At 44.3% G+C, this 22,229-nt stretch carries 26 protein-coding genes and 1 tRNA gene; 20 read left to right on the top strand and 7 right to left on the bottom strand.

Annotated elements, in window-relative coordinates:
• Positions 1–143: 143 nt before the first annotated feature.
• The 3 genes from BLS69_RS03065 (at position 144) to BLS69_RS03075 (ending at position 2,146) form a co-directional block, all read left to right on the top strand.
• Positions 144–1,229: a DUF3626 domain-containing protein gene (locus BLS69_RS03065; RefSeq protein ID WP_091028566.1), complete on the top strand. Its 1,086-nt coding sequence runs from the start codon at positions 144–146 to the stop codon at positions 1,227–1,229.
• A 300-nt stretch (positions 1,230–1,529) separates the two neighbouring features.
• Positions 1,530–1,709, top strand: a complete 180-nt coding sequence (locus tag BLS69_RS03070; protein ID WP_017687382.1) for a ribbon-helix-helix domain-containing protein — start codon at positions 1,530–1,532, stop codon at positions 1,707–1,709.
• Between the two features lie 143 nt (positions 1,710–1,852).
• Complete coding sequence (locus BLS69_RS03075; RefSeq protein WP_091028568.1) at positions 1,853–2,146, top strand: DUF6809 family protein; 294 nt, start codon at positions 1,853–1,855, stop codon at positions 2,144–2,146.
• A gap of 201 nt (positions 2,147–2,347) precedes the next feature.
• Here the strand turns inward: BLS69_RS03075 and BLS69_RS03080 are convergent, their stop codons facing one another.
• Positions 2,348–3,250 (bottom strand): manganese catalase family protein, encoded by a 903-nt coding sequence (locus BLS69_RS03080; RefSeq protein WP_091028571.1) that lies wholly within the window; start codon positions 3,248–3,250, stop codon positions 2,348–2,350.
• A 262-nt stretch (positions 3,251–3,512) separates the two neighbouring features.
• On the opposite strand from BLS69_RS03080, the gene BLS69_RS03085 reads away from it, so the two are divergent.
• The 4 genes from BLS69_RS03085 to BLS69_RS03100 all read left to right on the top strand — a co-directional run bounded on the left by BLS69_RS03085 (position 3,513) and on the right by BLS69_RS03100 (position 4,830).
• Positions 3,513–3,821: an ABC transporter permease family protein gene (locus tag BLS69_RS03085; RefSeq protein ID WP_091028573.1), complete on the top strand. Its 309-nt coding sequence runs from the start codon at positions 3,513–3,515 to the stop codon at positions 3,819–3,821.
• A 56-nt stretch (positions 3,822–3,877) separates the two neighbouring features.
• The gene (locus tag BLS69_RS03090; protein ID WP_091028576.1) at positions 3,878–4,198 is read left to right on the top strand and encodes a DUF3889 domain-containing protein; all 321 of its coding nucleotides are present in this window, start codon (positions 3,878–3,880) and stop codon (positions 4,196–4,198) included.
• 145 nt (positions 4,199–4,343) lie between these two features.
• Positions 4,344–4,565, top strand: coding sequence for a hypothetical protein (locus tag BLS69_RS03095; protein WP_017687387.1), 222 nt, complete (start codon positions 4,344–4,346; stop codon positions 4,563–4,565).
• Positions 4,549–4,830 carry a hypothetical protein gene (locus tag BLS69_RS03100; protein WP_176872553.1) on the top strand — a complete coding sequence of 94 codons (282 nt, stop codon included), beginning with the start codon at positions 4,549–4,551 and terminating at the stop codon, positions 4,828–4,830. Before BLS69_RS03095 ends, BLS69_RS03100 begins: the two co-directional genes overlap by 17 nt.
• A 419-nt stretch (positions 4,831–5,249) precedes the next feature.
• Here BLS69_RS03100 and BLS69_RS03105 read toward each other — a convergent pair whose 3' ends face one another.
• The 3 genes from BLS69_RS03105 to BLS69_RS32395 all read right to left on the bottom strand — a co-directional run bounded on the left by BLS69_RS03105 (position 5,250) and on the right by BLS69_RS32395 (position 6,538).
• Positions 5,250–5,486: a DUF3892 domain-containing protein gene (locus BLS69_RS03105; protein WP_017687389.1), complete on the bottom strand. Its 237-nt coding sequence runs from the start codon at positions 5,484–5,486 to the stop codon at positions 5,250–5,252.
• A 112-nt stretch (positions 5,487–5,598) separates the two neighbouring features.
• A complete protein-coding gene (locus BLS69_RS03110) occupies positions 5,599–6,042 on the bottom strand; it encodes a GNAT family N-acetyltransferase (protein ID WP_091014406.1) in 444 nt (147 codons plus the stop codon).
• Positions 6,043–6,280: 238 nt separating this feature from the next.
• Positions 6,281–6,538 carry a hypothetical protein gene (locus tag BLS69_RS32395; RefSeq protein WP_091028579.1) on the bottom strand — a complete coding sequence of 86 codons (258 nt, stop codon included), beginning with the start codon at positions 6,536–6,538 and terminating at the stop codon, positions 6,281–6,283.
• A 144-nt stretch (positions 6,539–6,682) separates the two neighbouring features.
• Here BLS69_RS32395 and BLS69_RS03120 point away from each other — a divergent pair.
• The 5 genes from BLS69_RS03120 (at position 6,683) to BLS69_RS03140 (ending at position 11,295) form a co-directional block, all read left to right on the top strand.
• Positions 6,683–6,755: transfer RNA gene (locus tag BLS69_RS03120), tRNA-Val, on the top strand.
• Between the two features lie 186 nt (positions 6,756–6,941).
• Positions 6,942–9,152 (top strand): M1 family metallopeptidase, encoded by a 2,211-nt coding sequence (locus BLS69_RS03125; protein ID WP_091028581.1) that lies wholly within the window; start codon positions 6,942–6,944, stop codon positions 9,150–9,152.
• A 199-nt stretch (positions 9,153–9,351) separates the two neighbouring features.
• On the top strand, positions 9,352–9,609 hold the full coding sequence (locus tag BLS69_RS03130; protein ID WP_091028582.1) for a hypothetical protein: 258 nt from the start codon (positions 9,352–9,354) through the stop codon (positions 9,607–9,609).
• A 1-nt stretch (position 9,610) separates the two neighbouring features.
• Complete coding sequence (locus tag BLS69_RS03135) at positions 9,611–10,606, top strand: glycoside hydrolase family protein (RefSeq protein WP_091028584.1); 996 nt, start codon at positions 9,611–9,613, stop codon at positions 10,604–10,606.
• A gap of 2 nt (positions 10,607–10,608) precedes the next feature.
• The gene (locus BLS69_RS03140; RefSeq protein WP_091028587.1) at positions 10,609–11,295 is read left to right on the top strand and encodes a hypothetical protein; all 687 of its coding nucleotides are present in this window, start codon (positions 10,609–10,611) and stop codon (positions 11,293–11,295) included.
• A 171-nt stretch (positions 11,296–11,466) separates the two neighbouring features.
• On the opposite strand, the gene BLS69_RS03145 is transcribed toward BLS69_RS03140, so the two are convergent.
• Positions 11,467–12,678 (bottom strand): chromate transporter, encoded by a 1,212-nt coding sequence (locus tag BLS69_RS03145; RefSeq protein ID WP_091028588.1) that lies wholly within the window; start codon positions 12,676–12,678, stop codon positions 11,467–11,469.
• Positions 12,679–12,935: 257 nt separating this feature from the next.
• Here BLS69_RS03145 and BLS69_RS03150 point away from each other — a divergent pair, with 257 nt between their 5' ends.
• From BLS69_RS03150 to BLS69_RS03175, 5 genes are all read left to right on the top strand, one after another.
• The gene (locus BLS69_RS03150; RefSeq protein ID WP_091028591.1) at positions 12,936–13,355 is read left to right on the top strand and encodes an organic hydroperoxide resistance protein; all 420 of its coding nucleotides are present in this window, start codon (positions 12,936–12,938) and stop codon (positions 13,353–13,355) included.
• Between the two features lie 171 nt (positions 13,356–13,526).
• Positions 13,527–14,093 carry a YdhK family protein gene (locus BLS69_RS03155; protein ID WP_091034810.1) on the top strand — a complete coding sequence of 189 codons (567 nt, stop codon included), beginning with the start codon at positions 13,527–13,529 and terminating at the stop codon, positions 14,091–14,093.
• A 110-nt stretch (positions 14,094–14,203) separates the two neighbouring features.
• Positions 14,204–14,383 carry a hypothetical protein gene (locus tag BLS69_RS03160; protein WP_017687398.1) on the top strand — a complete coding sequence of 60 codons (180 nt, stop codon included), beginning with the start codon at positions 14,204–14,206 and terminating at the stop codon, positions 14,381–14,383.
• Positions 14,384–14,857: 474 nt separating this feature from the next.
• Positions 14,858–15,412 (top strand): copper amine oxidase, encoded by a 555-nt coding sequence (locus BLS69_RS03170; protein WP_036614723.1) that lies wholly within the window; start codon positions 14,858–14,860, stop codon positions 15,410–15,412.
• Between the two features lie 97 nt (positions 15,413–15,509).
• Entirely contained in the window at positions 15,510–15,827 is a 318-nt protein-coding gene (locus BLS69_RS03175) for a DUF1292 domain-containing protein (RefSeq protein ID WP_036614722.1), read from the top strand.
• 209 nt (positions 15,828–16,036) lie between these two features.
• Here the strand turns inward: BLS69_RS03175 and BLS69_RS03180 are convergent, their stop codons facing one another.
• A complete protein-coding gene (locus tag BLS69_RS03180) occupies positions 16,037–17,512 on the bottom strand; it encodes an aminotransferase class I/II-fold pyridoxal phosphate-dependent enzyme (protein WP_047844430.1) in 1,476 nt (491 codons plus the stop codon).
• Positions 17,513–17,688: 176 nt separating this feature from the next.
• Here BLS69_RS03180 and BLS69_RS03185 point away from each other — a divergent pair, with 176 nt between their 5' ends.
• Both BLS69_RS03185 and BLS69_RS03190 read left to right on the top strand, forming a co-directional pair.
• Positions 17,689–18,981 carry an MFS transporter gene (locus BLS69_RS03185; protein WP_091028592.1) on the top strand — a complete coding sequence of 431 codons (1,293 nt, stop codon included), beginning with the start codon at positions 17,689–17,691 and terminating at the stop codon, positions 18,979–18,981.
• Positions 18,982–19,234: 253 nt separating this feature from the next.
• A complete protein-coding gene (locus tag BLS69_RS03190) occupies positions 19,235–19,834 on the top strand; it encodes a hypothetical protein (protein ID WP_091028595.1) in 600 nt (199 codons plus the stop codon).
• Positions 19,835–19,910: 76 nt separating this feature from the next.
• Here the strand turns inward: BLS69_RS03190 and BLS69_RS03195 are convergent, their stop codons facing one another.
• Positions 19,911–20,516, bottom strand: coding sequence for a suppressor of fused domain protein (locus BLS69_RS03195; RefSeq protein WP_091028598.1), 606 nt, complete (start codon positions 20,514–20,516; stop codon positions 19,911–19,913).
• A gap of 270 nt (positions 20,517–20,786) precedes the next feature.
• Here BLS69_RS03195 and gndA point away from each other — a divergent pair, with 270 nt between their 5' ends.
• Positions 20,787–22,196, top strand: coding sequence for an NADP-dependent phosphogluconate dehydrogenase (gene gndA / locus BLS69_RS03200; protein WP_036614715.1), 1,410 nt, complete (start codon positions 20,787–20,789; stop codon positions 22,194–22,196).
• Positions 22,197–22,229: the final 33 nt, after the last annotated feature.

Below are 22,229 nucleotides of genomic sequence, written 5' to 3' on the forward strand. Positions count from 1 at the left end.
TTGCACATGGATATGATTCAAATTGAAAGAAGTGACACGGGTTGGATTCATTGCAAACTATCATAATTTTGAACCGACTGTAAGTTACCTTACTGTCCATCATGTATTATGATTTTATAAAAATAGAAAGGAATCTTCTGCCCATGGAATTATCAAGGTCTCAGCAATTAGCTCAAGAGCATGTAACCTTTTATGCAAGAAGCCGCAAAAATGAGGCGGAGCAAACCATTAGGGAAATCCTTCGTATGTCCAACATCGAGCTTAATACATTTGTAGATGCTATCACTAAACTAAAATCTCATGCAAGTATCGCGCTACACTTTCACCCAGATCGATTAGATCCGAATATGAAAAGCGTGGCTGAGGCACTACTTGAGCAGGGGGTTTATAAAAGTCAGTTTGAGACTTTCTTATCGAATGGAAGTGTATCCGCATTTTCAGGCGGTGAACGTGACGTTTGGGAAAATAAAATGTTTGGCGGAGCGTACCAAATAAATGGCTCAACCAATAGCGAACGGCCCAAGTATGGGGCACTCAATGTTATGTTACATCCCGATGGACCTGCTCCGCGTTTTGGATCATGTTATTTCCTTTTATCCACTGAGGTCTCTCAACGTTGTACGTATACATATTTGGATTCTCATCAAGAACCTGAGGAAAAGGGAACGTATGAGGAATTTGACCTCATTTTGGCTGCTCTCATGAGGGATGTATTCTATATTAATTTTGCCATTGGTGAAAGAAATCTAACGGTTCAAAAGTTAATCGATCATATGCACGTCAATCTTGAGAAACCATTCCAAAATCCATCAAACCAAGAGCCAAACCGAAATCTGGACCATTATATCGAAGCTCAGGTTCATGGTGATATTTCCCTTGAAAAAGATGTAAAGATACTTGTTGCCGACCCATCATTTAAAGGCACCCATACAGGAAGAATCTTAGAGCAGATATGTTTAAAGTATTCCATTGATCTCCACTGGCACATGGGCTTTACACTATTAGTTAATGACGTTCCTATGGATTTTCGAGGTCCTTCGATGCCTTCACTAGCGAAGAGAATTGCAAAAAGTGATTTGATTGATGCAAATATCATTGGTTCTGCAGCTATGGACTTGAAACGAAACCCAAGCCATTGGAGCGATAGAGGAACCTACAAAGAAGTTCTACAAGAGTTGAAATTACTCTGGCATGTCTTAGTGAGATATGGAAAGCCAATGGAAGAGTGAAAACATTTTTCGAAATTAAAAATATTTAATATGTAGTGATAAAAATGCTAAAATACCAACTTCTTTTCCCTACTTGTTTGCTTATCTCCTGAATTTTAAATTGTTACTCAATAATAGTACTCTAACGACCTTGAGCTCCTAGCCGTTCAAGGTTGTTTTTTTTATCATTCAAACGGATTACAGACTATAAATTTATCTATGAATCTGCTGTCACAAAAACGAACGTATGTTTTATAATTAAATTGACTTTTTGTCCTGACAATAATATATTATTGTCAGGACAAAAAAAGAGGTGAAGCAATGTCCGCCAAAAAGATGGGGCGGCCTAAATCTGACAAACCCAAAAGCAGAACGATTGAAATACGTGTCGATGAGGAAATTATGAACAAGCTCGATATTTCGGCTGAGAAGCTGAATACGAATCGATCAGACATCGTTCGCAAAGGGATTGAGAAGATTTACGACGAACTCCAAAAATAAAAAAGGAAGCAGCGCTAGTCCCGCGAAGAACACGCTGCTTCCTATCCCGCAATCACTTGTTGAATGAGCGACTGCATAAATATCCTACCATGTGCAGAACGCTCATTCAAGTGAGGTGCGAATTGATATACAGGAGGATGCACATGAATTCGATATTAGAAGCATTATATAATGGACGACTTCGACCGGATGAGATGATGATGCCGACACATCCTGAATACCAAGCGTTAGGGCGGCAGATTGCAGCTCTGACAGAGCAATGGAAGAATCGATTGAGCGAGGACGAATTCCGTGAGCTTGAACAGTTGTTCGACTTGTGTGGTCAATGTGATGGTATACACAGCGAAGCTACTTTTGTCCAAGGATTTCGGCTGGGAGCCAACATGTTAATTGAAGTAATGAGTCAACGCGAGGAGTCGATCTTGACGACCTCCTAGGCTTAATAAGTGATATGAGTTAAGATTATTTCCATACATCAGCATCTTATATATATATCCTAACCTATACGCAATAAAATAAGCCCTCGGTCATGCTGGAATCACAGCAGCATGATCAGAGGGCTTTATCTATTTTTCCATGCCAAATGACTAACAATCAGTCACTCCATTAATCCGTTTTAACTACAATACAGCTCCAGTTTAATCCGCAATATTCCCCGCCATTTTCAGACGACGCGCAATTTCTTTGAAGTCTTCTTGCGATATACCTGGTGCGAATTCTTCCTCGACCGCAGGAGCTTCCGGAATCGGGAATCCTTTTGGTATCCCTTGAATGACTTCCAGGGGTTGTCCATCTTCGGGATGAGTTCCTTTCCAGATCTGGCCGATTGTGTTGAAATCTTTATCACTATAGGTGTACAGCTTGGTGTGTACCCCTTTTTCTTCATATTTGCGAGCCTCGTTGAAGGCTTTGTTGTTCAGTGAAGGGATAGGAACCAGCTTGGTCACATTTACGCCAGTTGCAATCTCAAGTGCTTTCGCATATGCGACAACATGAACGCCGCCACGTACCAGCAGGAAACCAACCACTTCCCGGGCTGCCGGGTGATCCGTCATCTCATATACTTTCATCTTATGGGTACGAGCGCCACATTCTAGGAAGAAGTTATGCAGCAGATCCTCCACCAGGTTGCCACTGTTGAAGACGTTTGCTCCCGTCCATGGATTACCCATAGAGTCAAAAGGCATTGCGCCTTGTGCACCTGCCAGATAGTGATACGACAGACGAGCATCTTTCACCGAACCTAGCGGCGTATCGTCGGGTTCTTTGTACTCGGTTGAACCTCTGAGGCACTTGTTAATGCCATGAGACACGAGCTCAACATGACCCAATTCTTCGGCGGTAATACTCATGACGAGGTCATAGAAGGGCTTCAGCTTTTCTTTGGATCGAAAATTAAATGATTGATAGAGGTAGTTGTTCAACGTTGACATTTCTCCGAATTTGCCGCCGAGCAATTCTTGTATGGCTGCCGCAGCATTCGGATCTGGCTTCTCGACATTGGGAATCTCAATCAGGATTTCATCCAAGCGTTTGAACATTCGGGTGTAACCTCCTCAAATTGGTATGGCAGATCGTGTAGAATTTCAGATTGTGAAGTCTCTCTGTCATGGCCTATTACACGTCTATTGGATTTTTCAAACAAAAAATCAACCAAATGGGACTTAAGCATTGTATAACGTTATGTCTCAACTCTTCTTCCATTTATTATTTCCAATACGGTAAAATTTATGTATAATCAAACATTCAAACGATTCTTCACATACAAGAGAAGAGAGTCATGAATCCATAAAGGAGTAAGAGATGAACAAGCGTTGGATACAAATAGTTGGGATTTTGATGTTTCTAATGATTCTGATATACATAAGCAGCGAGCCTGCCACAGCATATGTCGTTACGAACGAGGTTCAGGTGGATAAAGAAACGCGGGAGTTACTTGAAAAGAAATATGGGTTGGAACGTCCTCAGGAACCACAGACACAACAACACGTTTTCTCGGGTGACTGGGGAATGAGCTTTCGGACGGAGCCTCCTGATTCGTTTGACCGGCTTGTTCATGTGGTTCCTTTTTCCCTGCGGCTACTGGCCTGGATCTTTCGTTTATTCGTGTAAAATGAAAGCCGGACGGGCAATATAACAGAAACATATTGTCCCAAGGAGTGAGTGAAATGAGAATGCTCATCGTTACCGTCATGTCGGTAGTCCTGAGTTTAGCCGGAATTACATCAGGAACAGGTGGAACTATCCCTGATTATGCGAAGTGGGGAATTATTGCGGTCAAAGAAACACAGACCAAGTATAATGTGGATATTTTGGACTATAAGCATATCGGTCGCACCTCTCTAACAGCGGACCAATCACGGGAACAGTTCAAGCTATGGGTTCGTGCTAAAGACGGCAAACAATTCGCAGTCTATGTGAATGTTGATTTTAATCCATCTACACAGCAGTTAAAGAAAGTACAATTTTCGGAATCGGATCGACACTGATCAGTTATGAACCAGACTGCCTTAATCATTAAGGTGAAAGTCTGGTTTTTTTATTTTACAAAACCCTTTTTTTACTATTGAATAAAGAACTTATGTTCGCATATAATATGAAATACAAACAAACGTTCTTATCGGAGGGATGATTATGCTAGGGAAATATATTGGCCAGATGGTGGAGCTTGTCTACATGGATCGTGCAGGGCAGATTACGCAGCGACAGATTCGAATTAACAGTGTACGTGGCGGGATGATTAGAGCATCAGCGGGAAAAGAAGGCTCACCTAGAACATTTCTGGAGCAAGGTATTCTGGCATGGCGTCCTGTTACCGATCTGAATGGGGAGGTAAAGTATGCTGAACGACTTTGAACGCAAGATTTTGCGTATTATGGTGAACTATGCAGGACAACGGCGCAGGTTGCCGCGAATGGATGAACTGGAGAACAAGACGGGACGAAGCAGAGCTTACATTCATGAGTCTTTGCTGGAACTTGAACGAAGCGGGCACATCGCGTGGGAGAATCGGTCTACTCTGGAAGGGATACAGATTTTGCAGGCATGGGAACAGGTACAACAGCCGATTCGCAAAAGCCAACCTTCCGGGGACTCCGCAAAATATTTTACGGACTACTAGGAAGTGTTCTCAACTTAAGCAAGCTATACGATGATGGATGTCAGCATCTAAACAGTCTGGAAGTCCAAGTTGGCTGATCCTGGCGAATGAGTAGATGATTTTCTAAGGAACACAGGACGTCTTATTTGGCCTTCCGCTCCTCTTTTTAGATTGTAAGCAACATCAGACACCTTATTTCCCGAAATCCCCTGACAAAAACGCTATAAAGGCCAAAAATTCTGATATAGCGTGTCTCAGATTCCTTAGATTTCTAAGGGGGGTTCAAATCCTTGAATAAGACGCCTCAGATTCGTTGCCGCTCGTGGGCCTGAGTTTGGCTTTGAGTAGGTTGAAGACACCCTCCAGGGAACATAAGAAAACGCCAACCCGGATATCCGGATCGGCGCTTACTGTGTCACACATACGACATGTACATCTATTTAGAAATGGGGAAGTTGGTCCAAGTTGTTGGTGGGGTCACCGTCGGCATCGCCGCGAATGTACATTTCGCCATCCTTGCCTTTAAATACATTCACACCAGCAATAGCGCCAGCCTTTACTTCTGCAAGTGCCTGCTGATAATCCAGTACACGTCCTGCTGAAGTCTGAAATGCTGTCAGGTCACCGTCGCCATTTTTCTGTACGGCTGTGAAACTCTCGCGTGTTGTTTGATCCATGATGTCACACTCTCCTTATATGACGAGATAGGAATCTGCTTACCTGATTAGCCTATCCGAATTCATCGGAAGTATGCACCATATGCTGATAAGACCTGCCAACGCCGAGGTTTTACAGGCTCTTTCTCATACGAACATGCAGAATATCTGCATCATAAAAAGGTTCTTCCGAAATCACTTCATAACCCAGTTTTTCATAGAATTTCTGTGCCTGACATTGAGCATCCAGTACAGAATAGGATAAGCCGAGTTCACGTGCTCGCTCCTCCATCGCGAGAAGAAGCACACGTCCATAACCGAATGAACGATGAGACTCAAGCACCGCGATCCGCTGCATTTTGGCCGTATCCTTGCTGTAATAGATCAGACGTCCTGTGGCTACAGCTTGGCCATCCGTACTTAACAATACATGATGCACATCTGGACTGATGACATCATATTGATCAATCTCAATCTCGGCAGGCACCTGTTGCTCGATCACAAAAACGTGATGGCGAATTCCCAGGGCTTGCTCCAGTTGTTCTTCTGTTGATACATAACTAATCTCAGCTGCCAATTCCATTCCTTCTTTCTGCTCTTGCGCGACATATCAGACTGAATTATACAAAAAAATGTTTTTCCTGTATAGTGAAGTCTGGAACATATTGGGAGAGGAGGGGGTAGTGATGGGCATGACAGGCATCATGGTAATTACATTGTTAATGTCGGCGGGAATGATTGCTCTGTTGTATTACGTAACGAAGAAAGCATACTCACGCAAGTGGGATGAAGATGAGTAATTCATCTGTTAACCTTCACGGCAAGACTTCATTGCTTCCTCGCGGAGAATACACATCTTGAATTACAGATTTGGAGTATACGTCCAGCCAAACGGGCAGAGATTCACCATTTTCATTGGGCTGTTGTAATTGTTGGAATTGAACTGTATGTTCATCCCTCTCTAAGCTGCAACCAGTACCGATTGTAATGAGAATCACAAGCCCAACGAAGGGGAAGAAGTATTTGGTAAATGTATATTTATTGGATTTTGACCGTTTTGTTATGTTTCTCATAGGGAATTCACCTCGTTGTAGAAATGGTAATCTTTCCTTTATTGTGCACCATTTCGGGTGAATTATAACCAAATAAATCATTGACAATGAACACGGTTACTTGATATGATACTGTTACTTGATTGGGAAACAATTATATATCATGATCTGTTAGCTCAGCTGGGAGAGCACTATCTTGACAGGGTAGGGGTCAGTGGTTCGAGCCCACTACAGATCATACACGAGAAGTCTTACAATGTAAGGCTTCTTTTCTTTTTTACATACAAACATGAATGCGATTTGCGATATTTTCAGTTTCTCTTCCTCTTTTTAAACAAAACTTAAATAAAACATAAATTCAGCGTAAGGTTCGTCTTCTATACTTGGTTCTGAGGTCAATATAGAACAGGAGAAGGAGAGAACTATGAATTATTCAAAACCATTTACATCAAAGTTAGCCAGAGTAGGGATCGCGGGTACACTGGCCTTCATACTGGCAACAAGTCCACTTGCCAACATTGGGGTTGTTGCTGCGGAAGCTGTCCCACTACCTGTATCTACGAAGATATATAACACACCGAAAGACTCTCTAGAGCAGACCCCGATTCAATACCAGATCCAGGCTCGGTTAAATGAGAAGGAGATGACGATCCAGGGGAGCGAGAAGGTAACGTATCACAACACAAGCAAGGATACCCTCCAGCAGCTGGTCCTTCATACATATGCTGATGCAAACCTCTCCAAGTCTACACAGGCGAGCATGTACCAACAGCATAATGAAAAGATTAGTGAAGATCACCCGGAGAAGACAGCGGAGGACTTTCTGGGTGGCATCGATATTCAGGCTGTAACAGCAGATAGTCAATCGCTGGATTTCCATAAGGAAAACCAAGCGTTGACCGTGCAGTTGAAAGAGCCCGTTCAACCAGGCGAATCGGTATCATTCCAACTGGAGTTTCAGTTGAATATACCCTATGGCTCACAGCGAGTTTCCTACTACATGGACATGATCAATGGTGCGCACTGGTTCCCGGTGATGTCTGTATACGACGAGGTTAAACATCAATGGAACAAGGCACCGTATAGTCGAACATTTGAGAGCGATTATTACACCTCATCGGACTTTGAAGTTCAATTAAATGTTCCTGATGAGTACCAGGTAGCCATGCCAGGCACGATCACCACTCAAGACAGTACAGAACATGGACGTAAGATTGTATCTGCTGTAGCCGAGAATACGAGGGAGTTTGTTTTCTTTGCAAGTCCTAATCTTCAAGTGGAACGCGCTACCCGTAACGGTCTGACGGTGGAATACTATTATTACAACGATGATCCATCCAAGAAAAAGATAGTTGACCGGTACATTAATCAGGCATTCAAGGTCATTGATTTTTATAGTGAGAAATATGGCAAGTATCCTTATCCAGAGTTCCGAATTGTCGAGACTTATGTACAAGGCGTTGCCGTGGAGTATGCGAGGCTCATCCAGATGGGACAGATTCAAAATGGTGCTATTCCAGAAGAAGACACAACATTTGTTCATGAAATAGCGCATCAGTGGTTCCATGCATTGATCGGTAATAACTCGGAGACAGAATCCTTCCTGGATGAAGGCTTTGCTGATTTCTCCATGGTGTATTTTGCCGAGAAACAGGGAGACAAGTTAAATGGGTTCAGATCCATACAGTTTGATACTGCGCCCGTAGATATGGCGATTGCGTCAACAAACGATGAAGCTGGGGATTTGGCAGGTTTGGTATATTATCAGAAGGGAAGACAAGCGATCTATCAGCTTTACCGTTCCGTCGGTGAAGAGAAATTTGACGAGTTGATGAAGACATATTTCAAACGCTACGTGTACCAGAATGCAACGGTAGAGGGGCTGCTTCATACCATTGAAGATGTGCTTAGTAAGGAAGTACGTTCAGAAATGCAGATGGCCCTATATCAGCCTAACTTTGTCTTAAAGCCGGAATACCAATTATCACAGGAAGAGACCGCCGCCTATGTACATGACATGTTACAACAACAGTATCAGGCTGTCATGGGCATGATCCCTAATCTGCCTTATGAAGTGATGAATCGATTGATGGACAAAGTCCTTCAAGGCGAGGAATTAACCATTGTGCTCAGCGATCAGGTGAGTAAGCTTGCAACTAAACAGCAAGAAGATATGGTTAATCAGTTGACCGGATTCCTTGATATGACCGGTATGAGATACGACATTATAAGGGATCGCAAGGAACTGAAGCAAAAGATGAAAAAAGAGATTGGCAACAGCAACCTTATTGTCATTGGTAATGCCAAGTCAAACGGATTGGTGCAGGCTTTAAAATTTAACATTATCGATCGGACGAAACAGACGGGTTTCGCTTGGAAGAATACCATGAATCAACCTCTCGCCGCGGGTGCATATGTTATCAAACATCCCTATAACCAGAATCGATTGATGCTTCACTATTTCTGGAATGAGGATCATCTGAGTGATGCGGCATTTGAAGCTTTTAAGCTGAAAATACAGGAGTCTATCGGATTCACTAACGACTTTTACCAGCACTATGTATTGGATAACCAAGGCAAGGAGAAATCCAATAAAAAAATAGCGAATCCCATATCTTCATTTTTTGCGGAGTAATAAGTAATTGGTTTTGCAGTTTCTTCGTTTAAACAGGTTAGCCAATTTGTATTGGTTAGCCTGTTTTCTGTTTAGTCATGTTTAACATAAGCATGAAAACCAGACTGAGAATAATAGGCTGTAAGATGGGCATAATGCTTTAACACAAAGGCAACTTCATGAATATACTTATCGTGAGAAAACAATAGGAGGGATTAATATGAAGGATCAACATTATCCGGGCATGCCATGGAAAGAGACAGTCACTGATCGCAACGGTAAGAAAAGCAAAGGAATGAACAAAATGAAAGCGTATTCATATAATGCAGGCATTCGCTCTATCATTCGTTTTATTCAGGGGCCGGCTGCGAATATGGGTAATGTTGTTGATCTCTCAAATCTACTAAAGGGCACATCGGAATTAGTATACTTCTCTCCATTGGACATTGTCACCCTGCATGTTAAGGAGGTTGTGTAACATGTCAATGGTTGAAAAAAATATCCAGGCAGAACAGACTGCTAATGCAGCCAACAGTGTCACTTCGCCTTATGATTATTGCGATGCAGAGACCAGACGGATGTACACACCTCAATTTGATAAAAAAATGGACAATCCTATGTATACCGCTGCAATGGCGGGTCTTCAATCGATCTATTGGTTTCGGGCGATCAAGGTAAAGGGGCTTATCCCTGATGCAAAAGCAGATTATTATGCTACGTATTCTACCAACCATAATCACATCGGAGGAATTGGACTAGCCTATTCGAACAGCCCGACAGGACCATGGACCAAACACGGACAGGTGTATCTCGATACTGTGGTTGGGAATTCAACGGAAACTCCATTTGTGATCTGGAACGATGAAGAACAATTGTTCTTTATGTATTATCAACAAAACGGACTGGGGATCAATCAATCAACGGCACTTGCGACCTCTGTAGACATGATTAACTGGACAAGAGTGGGTTTGATTTTGGACAAACCTCCCGGGTTCCCAGGTGATGGTCATACTGGTTACTTCTCGTGTTTCAGAAATGGCGGCAAATGGATCGGTTTCTCAGTGATGGGCGGCGGTGACTTTGGTCGTAAATGTATCTGGCATTCACATGACGGACGTAGCTGGTTAGCTGATCCAAGACCATTAATGGGTGGTAATGATGCCACTTTAACAGCGGGAGAAAACATTTCGAGATCCAATGCTGGTGTATTTATGTACAAAGGGAGCATGTGGTGGCTGGGCATGTTATCGGCTTATGCTTCCGGTGGGGTTACGACAGTAGCTCGACCTGCCATTGCCAAGATCAGCGCAGACTTTCGTCAACTGCTGTACAAACCTACAGATATATATTTTCCGGCATTGACTTGGGAGACGACCAACATGCAATCCTTGATGGTGTCCGTTATGGACGGTGTAGTGTACGTGTATTACAATACCGATCATAATATCGGTGTAGCCTATTCGGTGGGGGTGTAGAGATGGTTATACGTGATGCAGCGGGTCAGATCGTGCCCTTTGGAAAGGTCCACAAACAGCTTGTGGCCGATTTTCTTTACGGAACGTTACCGGATTGGGTGGAGGTGGTGGGCACCCCTACGTTTGAGCCTTTGCCCGACAGAGGAACCATAACCGTTACAACACCGACAACGGCAGGAGCCACGGCAGAGTTGAAAATGAAACATCTGATTGACAGCTCGAAAGTAACAGCAATTGCAATCACTTTGGAAGCGCTACAATTAAACGGGAACATTGGAATCTCAGTTCAGGTTGGCATTAAATCGAAGGATAGCAAGGCCGGAATCACTTTTTTTCAAAACGTAAATCAGAAGTATGGTATGGTCCGTGCCTATAAAGCAGATGGAACGTACACGGATTTTAATCAAAACATGGTGTTCTTCACTACACATGGCGTAGCAGGAGATGAAGCACAGAACCGTAAAAATCTCACTGTGCTACTCTGTACCGGATTACAGTTCTCAGCTGGACTCGAGAGACCGTCCGTATGGCTTGGTGCGGATGATCAGTATGGTGGTGTTGCTGCTGACCTTAGCGGTGGGTTGTTCCAACATGGAGAACTGCAATGTCTTTTGAAACTGACTACAAGCAAGGCAGAGGCCAAGTATTTCAAATGTGCACAGATGAAAGTGGATATCTGGAGTAACTAATTAAACTGGAGAGATGTCTGAAGATGAACTAGGTGCATGATTTGAATTGGAATGCCGAAGAGAATAAATAGATAATCTGCATGGATCGGTAAAAAGACATACGTGCAGTGATTTGGTACCTAAGCACGGACACTTTGAAAAAGAAGTGCAGTGTTTGGGTACCTTTTTTATTTAGAGAAGGTTCATGATTGTACCGCCTGCTGCACCAGCAGCGACAACGATCCACGGTGGTACTTTCCAAAAAACGAGCATTAGAAACAACATACATACCAGTGCAAAATCAACAGGAGTTAGGATCGCAGTTGTCCAAAGCGGATCGTACAACGATGCCAACAAAATACCTACAACGGCTGCATTAATTCCGATTAATGCTCCTTGAATTTTTGAACTTTTACATAAAGAATTCCAGAAGGGCAATGCTCCTACGGTCAGAAGGAACGCTGGCAAAAAGATAGCAATCGTTGCAACCAAAGTACCTGGAACCCCACGCATCATCGCACCTAAATAACTGGCAAAGGTGAACAATGGTCCAGGTACAGCTTGTGCTGCTCCATATCCCGCCAAAAAGTCGGATTTGTTCATCAGACCTGCAGGGACGAATTCACGTTCCAGTAACGGAAGTACAACATGCCCTCCACCAAATACAAGTGAGCCTGAACGGTAGAAGCTATCAAAGAATAACAGCCACCCCGAACGATCAAAGGGTGTGAGTAACGGGAGAAGAACCAGGATTCCAAAGAACGTAGCCAAACAAATGATTGCCAACTTACGACTCACAGGGACAGACAAGTCTACTGTATTAATCCCTGTCATTTTTCTAAAATAGATCATACCTATCATGCCTGCAATAACAATAAAAAGGATTGGGGTGAACGCAGTTGGCCACACAAGAGTCGCCGCTGCAGTAAAGATAGCGATGGTTGCCCTGTAACGATCAGGAGTTAGTTTCTGCCCCATACCCAATATCGCCTGAGCGACAATAGCTACAGCAACAATTTTCAGACCGTGAATCCAGCCAGTACTGCTGATATCAAATCCTTGCATAAGGAAAGCAAACAAAACTAACGCAATGACAGAAGGAAGTGTGAAACCAAGCCAAGCCATCAGTCCCCCCAGCAAACCGCCGCGGATGATGCCAATTCCAATCCCGACTTGACTGCTGGCAGGCCCGGGCAAAAATTGACATAGCGCAACTAAATCTGCATAGCTTCGTTCATTCATCCACTTTCTACGGCGAACATATTCTTCATGAAAGTAACCAAGATGAGCGATTGGTCCTCCAAATGAAGTCAGGCCAAGTTTGGTTGATACAGCCAACACCTCAGAAAGTGCTCTGACTGTATGTTTGGGCTTGTCCGGGGTTAGAAATGAATTATTCTCCAAACGTGTTATTCCTCCTTAACGGTTCGATTTAGGTTATCCGATGGATGAAAGTTAAGGAAGGATACATTTCCTCTACCGATAACTACATTATAATCCTCCTCATCGCTATTCATTTAAACGCAGCATTAAACTATATTATTTTTTTATATTAGCTATTTACATACACAATTTAATTGTGTACAATGTAATTGTTGGTGATACAAAAGAGATCGAAATGTAGTCAAAATAAATCTAATTAACTAAAGGAGTTTTCACAAATGAAAACATTATATGAAACAACAGTCATTAATACAGGCGGACGTCAAGGAATCGTACAATCCCCAGATAACGTGTTTATGTTGGATGTTGCTGCACCACCTGAACTCGGAGGACAAGTGACGACAGCTACCAATCCGGAGCAGTTGTTTGCAGCAGGGTATAGTGCTTGTTTTAACTCCGCACTGGAGTTTCAATTGAAGAAACACAAAGTTGAAATTGAAAGAAGTACAGTAGCTGCTACTGTAATGTTGGTGACGGACTCTGAGGACAACGGTGTGAAGCTTCAAGTCGATTTGGAAGTTAAGATTCTCGGTCTGGATGAGGAAACAGCACAGAAATTTGTGAAATTTGCCCATGACTACTGCCCATATTCCAAAGGAATCAAAGGGAACGTGAATGTTAACGTGGAATTGGCGTAATCATTGAAACTATTTGTTGTTATAAGAAGCCTCCGAGAAATCGGAGGTTTTTTTGTATTATTTTGCTCCATTGTAAGATGTGCTTTGCCCAGAAAAAGCAATAATAATGATTACAATATACCTATAGGGGGTATAATGAATGATACAAATAGAATTAAAGGAGTGCAAACCATGAAAAAATATTTACTGACCCTATCGACTATATTGATTACAGGCAGTTTGATTTTGAGTGGTTGTGGCAAGGAGACTCGGCAAACTATTGAAAGCAACGATGACAGTCATACAGCTACCGCAGGTGAGATGCACCATTCTGAATCGGGAGAGCTACCGGAAGGACTGCGGGAAAAAAACAATCCCACCTTCCCAGTAGGAAGCCAGGCGCTGATGAGTGCCGACCACATGTCAGGCATGAAGGGTGCAAAAGCAAAGATCGTTGGAGCATATGAAACTACGGTATATGCAGTTACGTATACACCAACAACAGGCGGAGATCCCGTGCAAAATCATAAATGGGTTATCCATGAGGAAATACAGGACCATAAGGAACAACCGTATGCGGCAGGTTCTGAGGTAGTGTTGAGCGCTGATCACATGAAAGGGATGAAGGGTGTGAAGGCCACAATTGATTCTGCTGAAGAGACAACGGTATATATGGTTGATTATACCCCGACAACAGGGGGAGATTTGATTAAGAATCACAAATGGGTCACAGAAGAAGAATTAACTGCTATCCAATAGAACCATTTGTATAAAACAGCCCTTTTTATACAGAAAAATCAATTTAATACTCAATTATGGGTTATAATGGTAGTAAGTTTACACACAACTGCTGAAAGGGGAATGTACTTATGATGGATTTTAGCAAACCGCCCCATGGCTCTGAGACCGATACACACCGTCAGCGTCATCAGGAGAATGAACAGAAATACCTGTCCGGAGGCAAGAGCATTTGGTATGAAATCAGCAACTGGCTCATTCTTGGAGGTATCCTGCTTGTCATATTTTTATTATTTAAATACGTTTTCTAAATAGACACACAACCGGGCGAATCCCCATATGATGCATTACATTAGTAAGCACTTGGGGAAATGGGGAATCCGGGATGGCAAAGGCAAAAGGAAAGAAAGCTCCCGCATTAAAGAGTGATAAAATACGTGTATCCATGAAGTTGGTCACTTCGGATGTATGTGAGAGATGTAAGACACCATGTACACGAGGAATGGATTATGCTGCACGTATGAGAATTGAAGGGGCTTTAGGCAAGGGCGTTCCTTGTATATTGACCCGGCATACTTCTTCATAACTCTTCGTATAATCCCGTGTATATAACAATTATAGATCAGGGGCATCCTTTAATGAGGATCGCCTCTTTTTGTGCATTCCAAGGGGTGGAAAAAATTCTGGATAAAAAATGAAAAATGATGAAAAACAGCGCAACTTTGTGGATGAATCTGCAGTATAAATGTACAACAGCTAGCAGCAGGGGAGGGAATATTGACGGGATGAAATGGAAACGAATATTGCTTTGTGTCACGGTATTCTCCTTGCTCGGCGGGTCTTTATTGTTTGCAGATTCGGTGAACGAGAAGATTCGTGTTCTCATTAACGGCAAGGAAGCAGCTGATGGAGGTTATCTCATTGATGGAACGACCTATGTACCTGTCAGGGAAGCCGGAGGCGTCGTCAAATGGGACAGCAGTAACAAGAGAGTAACGGTGATCAAACCGAATGTACATATTTTTCTCTTCAAGGGAGACACTGTATTTGGCAACGTTAACGTAGGTAAGCTGAAATTCAATGTATTTTCACAAGTGGACAGTCTGACAGCAGATGTAGCTGCGGTGAAAGTAACAATTACCAATCCAAGCGGTCAGGTGAAGGATATCCAGTCCCAGGAGCTTACGACACAGAAGGATAACTTCTGGTTCCGCACATACGATTTTACGTACGATTTCAGTCGTGCCGGCAAGTATCAAGTCGGCTTTCATATTAAAGAAAATGCAAACAGCAGCTACGTCCTGGTAGCGGAGAAAATCATTACAGCGCTGAACGATTGAAGCAAAAATAACCCTGTGAGTTAAATTGACCTGGGTCATTGAACATGTTACGATATGCAAGGTTACACAATTTCTATTTATAAAGCGAGGTATTTCAATGAGCGATCACACACATGAACACGGCGATGGCTGCGGATGCGGGCAAGACCACGACCACGACCACGAGCATGAAGAAGTCCTTCTCACATTAACAGACGAGAACGGCCAAGACGTGGAGATGGTTTTGGTGGAGACGTTTGACGTGGAGAAGCATGTTTATGCGCTCCTGCTGGAACGTAACAATCCTGAAGCTGACGGCATCATCCTGCGTATGGAAGAAGAAGACGAGGAAATGGTGCTCTACAATATTGAAGACGAAGAAGAGTGGAACCGCGTTGAAGCGGCTTACAACGAACTCGTTGCATCACAAGAATAGTCATTCTTTTGGAACATAACATGAAGGCTCCTTGATCTCAGGGGGCCTTTTGTTTGTTTTTTAAGAGGTATACGAGCATTTACACCACCGATTTGAACGACGAAATAGACGGGAAAATGCAAACTCGCTTGTCCCATAAAATAAAAAAGGACCAAGCTTAAGGCTTGGTCCTTTAAGTTCATCCCATTTACAGCGCAAATGGGGTTGTTTTAGAAAATGGCATCGGCTTCCACGATCACTTTAACGTTGGTTACGCTGCGATCTTCGGGTCCTTTGACAGGCAATCCAACTTCGACATGATCGATGATGTAGTCGATGTTTTCCTGGGTGATAACCTCACCCGGTAACAGGATCGGAATTCCTGGCGGATAGACATAGATGAATTCCGAGATAATACGTCCTGCGGATTCCTTAAACGGAATCACTTCGGTATCACCGTAGAATGCATCACGTGGAGTCAGCATCAACTGTGGAATGTCCGGAACTTTTACGACCAGTTCATGGGCCGGGTTCACTTGATAATAGGTACGGGAGAGATCCTGCAAAGCGTTCAGCAAGATATCCACACTGTCATCCGTATCTCCTGGCGTGATGAGACACAGAATATTGTACATATCACTAAGTTCGACCTCGATGTTGTAATGTTCACGCAGCCAGTTCTCTGTCTCATACCCTGTAATGCCCAGATGGCGAACATGGATCGTTACTTTGGTTGGATCATAGTTGAAGGTTGCTTCTGTACCCAGCAACTCTCTACCGAAGCAATACAGGCCATCCATATCATTAATCGAACGTCTGGCAAACTCAGCTAGTTCAATGGCCTTCTGTGCAATTTCACGACCGTGGAGTGCCAGGTTACGTCTTGACGTATCGAGTGAAGCAAGCAAAATGTATGAAGTTGATGTTGAGGTGAGCAGACTCAGAATCGTCTGTACACGCTGTGGATTCACAAACCCATTCTTTGTATTCAAGTTGAGTACGGAACTCTGTGTCATGGAGCCACCAAGCTTGTGAACACTGGTTGCAGCCATATCGGCACCTGCTGCCATCGCAGACAACGGCAGATCCTCATGGAAATGAATGAGTACACCGTGTGCTTCATCAACGAGGACAGGGACTTGATAGCTGTGTGCAAGCTCAACAATCTCTTTTAGATCGGTAACCACGCCGTAATAGGTCGGGTTAATTACAAGCAATGCCTTGGCATCTGGATGACGCTCAAGTGCGCGACGGATAGACTGTGTAGTCACTCCGTGGTCAATGCCCAGATTGGCATCTTGTGAAGGAGAAACAAATACGGGTTTGGCGCCTGAGAAAATAATGGCGGACAAAACTGATTTATGCACATTACGGGGCACAATAATTTTGTCACCCGGTGAACATACAGACAGAATCATGGTCATAATGGCACTGCTTGTGCCTTGTACACTAAAATAGGTATAATCGGCTCCGAAGGCATCTGCTGCCAAAATTTGTGCTTCCTGAATGACACCGGTTGGCTGATGCAGGTCATCCAACGGTGCGATGTTAATCAAATCTATGGAGAAGGCATTATCGCCAATAAATTCACGGAATTCGGTATCCGCTCCCAATCCTTTTTTATGGCCCGGAATATGAAACTGTACCGGATTGAGTGCCGCATGATTTTTTAAAGCGGTAAACAGCGGCGTACGGTGGTGATTCATCAGTGCTGTCACAACCCTTCCTAATAAAATTGGTAAACAAAGATGAGTATAGCAAATTAAGAACCGAATGCAACAGTATAATCGACAATTTTTTGAATTGCCGAGATTTGGACACATTCCCCACGGTTACACTAAGGATAGGGAATAGGCAAATGAAAGCCGAAAGGGGAAAAAGAATGCAAACCGATACAAAACCAGCCAAAATTTTGCGATCACCATTTTTTATCGCGATGTGGCTGACACTTTTTCTAGTTGAAATTATCAAAGGAGCCTTGTTGGTAGCTGTTCTGCCCGTGTATATGGACAATATACTGGGTCTGTCTGCAGGCGTCATTGGTGTGGCATTTGCTCTTCAATATCTGGGAGATAATCTGTTCCGGGCGCCTTCCGGCTGGGCAGCAGAACGGATCGGGTTCCGCGCAACGATGGTTACAGCACTAATCTGTACCTTAATCGCTGTTATTATGATCCTTTTTCTCAAAAGTGCCTTTGGCCTGGCCATGGCCTGTCTCATTCTTGGCATTGGTACGTCACCACTTTGGCCTTGCGCCATGACAGGGGTGACGGCGATGTCTGGCCCACAGAACAAAAATGGTACAGCAATGGGGGCGCTGGAGATGGCTGCTCTCGGCGGAACGGGACTTGGACCAATAGGCATGAACTGGCTGCTGGAGCGCACGCATCATGATTATCGAACTATATTCCTCGTGCTGATGGGTTGTGCCATTCTCGTTATTCTGGTGGCCATGATTCTTCCCGGACGTGTCATTGTTGAAGGCGAGCATGCCGAGCAAGCGGCGAAGAATAGCGATGCGAAATATCCAGCCAAACCGAATCTGCTCACACCGTTCATCCGGCTGCAAAAGAGTGTGAAGGGCACACTGCAACGGGTACGCAGCACGCTTAATGTTAATCCACTGGTGTATCCTGCCTTGTTTATGCAGTCGTTTGTCATCGGGCTGCTCAGTCCAGTCATCACGCTATATACACGCACAGACCTGCACATCTCACCGAACCTTTACAGTTTGTTGCTGATTGCGGGAGGTGGAATAACCGTTATTGCCTTACTGCCTGTAGGTAAAATGGTAGACAGGTTTGGCACGAAACCGTTCCTGAACGTTGGTTTTTTGATGGCGGCGGCGAGTCTGTTCGCATTCTCCTCCATAACATCCATTCCGGTGGTGTTTGGTGTTGTCATGTTGGTGGGCATCAGTTATGCCATGATTCTGCCCGCCTGGAATGCTTTTGTAGCCACACTGATTCCCAAAGGGGAGCGGGGAGCAATCTGGGGATTCTTCCTTACATTGCAAGGATCAGGCATGGTTGTAGGCCCTATTGTTTCCGGACTGCTGTGGGACCACGTTAGCCATCCGGCTCCATTCATTGGCAGTGCCATCGTCATGGCAGGACTTGCCGTTGTGCACTTTGTGTTATCCCGCAATCCGTTTCGCACCGCTCCAGCCAAATAAGTGAAAGAAAAGGGAGTTCCGTTAACCATCATGGTTGTGGAACTCCCTTTTTGGCGTCCGTTATATCATGATAATCGGGGGCTTGCCCCTGTGCGTCTGCGGAAAGCTGCAATCCGGCGGTCCTTTCGGTGAAAAATAGTCAAATAACCAAGTACCCTTACATAAAATGAAGTATAAAATAGGGTAAGCCGATTGAGTAGAAGCGATTGAAGACGAGGGCCGGAGTTGATCCGGTACAGATGGAGGGAGTGCCGTGAATAAGAGTTATGAAGTTGAATATTGCAATCTGGAGCTGCGGTTCAACCGTCGGCATATCCAAAATTTGATCAGAGACCTTATTCGTGAGGGATATTCACTATATTGGAGCGAGGACGAATCCTTTTTTATCCTGTCAGTCCGGACCGGCCGCAAGCTGGTAAAGCTCCGCTTTCAACAGACACGCACGGGGAACTACAAGATGACTGGGGATTATATCATTAAGGATGCCAAGCTTGCAGAGTGGCTGGAGAAGCTGATTGGAGATACACGCGGGCATGCAGTTGTGAAGCGGTTCAAGGATCAGCAGATGACCGTGGAGAACATTTTATTCGGTGAAGTGATTCGGCTCGTGGAAGTGTCCGGGTTCAAGCAGCGTGTCATTTTTCAAAAGGAACCTGCGCCGACGGCGGAAGAGATGGAAGAAATGTTCCTCTCGCGTGAAGGTGAGGAGAGGCTCATGTTGTTGCGCATGGAAGTGGACGATGAACTGGAACGCCTGTATACGGCTGTTCAGCTGAATAATACGGAAAAGGCAAATGCCTGCCGCGAAGCATTGAAACAGTTGTCTGGACATCTGTTAATGCTGGAAGGTTGATGAATATTTCTTTTGAAAGTCATCTATACCAAAGCCCCGGCGGAAGCCAGGGCTCTATTTTTGTGCCTAACGGGCATCACGGACGACAGGGGTTGATGATGGAATATTGCGAGCTTTCAATCCAGGCATCAAATTCATCCAATCCTTTGGTGAGCAATAGGTTGGCTTCAAAAGAAGTGATGGGTACTGCCCACAGTAATGCTATCGTTTCATGACCCACTTGAATCTGTTCAAGGGATTCTTTTTCTCCCCGCAATTCATCAATGAGAAAGGCAGTCGCATTCCATCGGGCTGGTGCTAATTCGCTTGATTCCATCACACGGGGAACCGTTGAATCCGGCACATTTTCGATGTGATGGGAGATCAGATCGACCAGGTAGGTGTTGACACGCTCCACCTCTTCTCCGCCAAGATCCGGTTGCAGCGCAAGCATCCATTCAGCAGCTACAAGCTCTCCTGAGGGCCGCGTTGCCTGAGACAACCCTACCGTCACGAATCTTGCGATGCCAGATTGACTTGTGGCAGGAAAATAATAGATTTCTACATGAATGTTTCTTTCTGGCTTCGAAAGAATGATCCTGAGCTCTGGCACCCCCCATTCATTCATATACGCCCCCAGAAGAAATGTTCTTCGAATATCCAGGGAAAACCGTTCCTCTTTTGAGAACTGCTCTAACGCCATATGTACACTCCTCCTTTTTGTTCGAACTTCATTGGATATAATTATAACATTGTACAATACAATATTGGATTAATTGGATTTCTCTGGCATGATGTATTGTCTTCACGGTTCTATTTATGAAAATACGATGAACACCTCAGCAGATTGGAGTGTTTTCTCGTTGCGTAGCTGTGCCACGGGGTTCACTTCTATACATAAAACCGTTAAAATGGGAGTATTGTTGAGAATTTATTTCAATAAAATTAATTGGAGAAAAGGATGGAGGACCAGATGACAAAACAACAAATTGGCGTAATTGGCCTGGCTGTCATGGGCAAAAATTTGGCCCTTAACATTGAAAGCAAAGGTTTCTCAGTATCGGTATTTAACCGTTCCCCGGAGAAAACCAATGATCTTCTGAAAGAAGCTGAAGGTAAAAACCTGACAGGCTCATTCTCCATTGAAGAGTTCGTAGCATCCCTGGAATCCCCGCGCAAAATTTTGATCATGGTACAAGCCGGCAAAGCGACCGACGCTACCATTGAACAACTGCTTCCTCACCTGGATGAGGGCGACATCATCATTGACGGAGGGAACGCATACTTCCCTGACACGCAACGTCGCAGCAAAGAGTTGGAAGACAAAGGCATTCGTTTCATCGGTACAGGTGTATCCGGTGGTGAAGAAGGCGCACTGAAAGGCCCTTCCATCATGCCAGGTGGACAGGAAAGTGCTTATAAACTGGTTGAACCGATCCTGACGGCGATCTCCGCCAAAGTCGGTGACGATCCATGTTGTACATATATTGGACCTGATGGTGCCGGACACTATGTGAAAATGGTGCATAACGGTATCGAGTACGGAGATATGCAGTTGATTGGTGAAGCGTACCACTTGCTCAAATCTGTATTGAACGTTTCCGTTGAAGAGCTGCACGCGATCTTTACGGAATGGAATCAAGGAGAGCTGGATAGCTACCTGATCGAAATCACAGCAGATATCTTCTCCAAATACGATCCGGAAACAGGCAAACCAATGGTTGACGTTATTCTGGACGCGGCTGGACAAAAAGGAACAGGTAAATGGACAAGCCAAAGCGCGCTGGATCTCGGCGTACCATTGTCCATGATTACGGAATCCGTATTCTCCCGTTTCTTGTCTGCGATGAAGGACGAGCGTGTAGCAGCTAGCAAAATCCTGAATGGACCAGCAACTGAAGCGTTCTCCGGTGACAAAAAAGCGTTCATCGAGAGCGTTCGTAAAGCCCTCTTCGCAAGTAAAATCGTATCCTACGCACAAGGATTTGCACAAATGCGTGCAGCTTCCGACGAGTATGGCTGGGATCTGAAATACGGCAACATTGCCATGATCTTCCGCGGTGGCTGCATCATCCGTTCGCAGTTCCTGCAAAACATCAAGGAAGCTTATGATAAAGACGCAGCACTGAAAAACTTGCTCTTGGACCCTTACTTCCAAAACATCGTTGAGTCTTATCAAGGCGCATGGCGTGAAGTTGTAGCTGCTGCTGTAAAACAAGGTGTTCCGGTACCTGGCTTCTCCAGCGCTCTTTCTTACTACGACAGCTACCGTACAGAGCGTTTGCCAGCAAACTTGCTGCAAGCTCAACGTGACTACTTCGGTGCTCACACGTTCAAACGTGTGGACAAAGAAGGCAGCTTCCACCACAACTGGATGGAGTAGTACCACATATACAAGTCTATTAGATTTGGTCAA

This window comes from Paenibacillus sp. CF095 (genome assembly GCF_900101225.1).
Lineage (GTDB): Bacteria > Bacillota > Bacilli > Paenibacillales > Paenibacillaceae > Paenibacillus.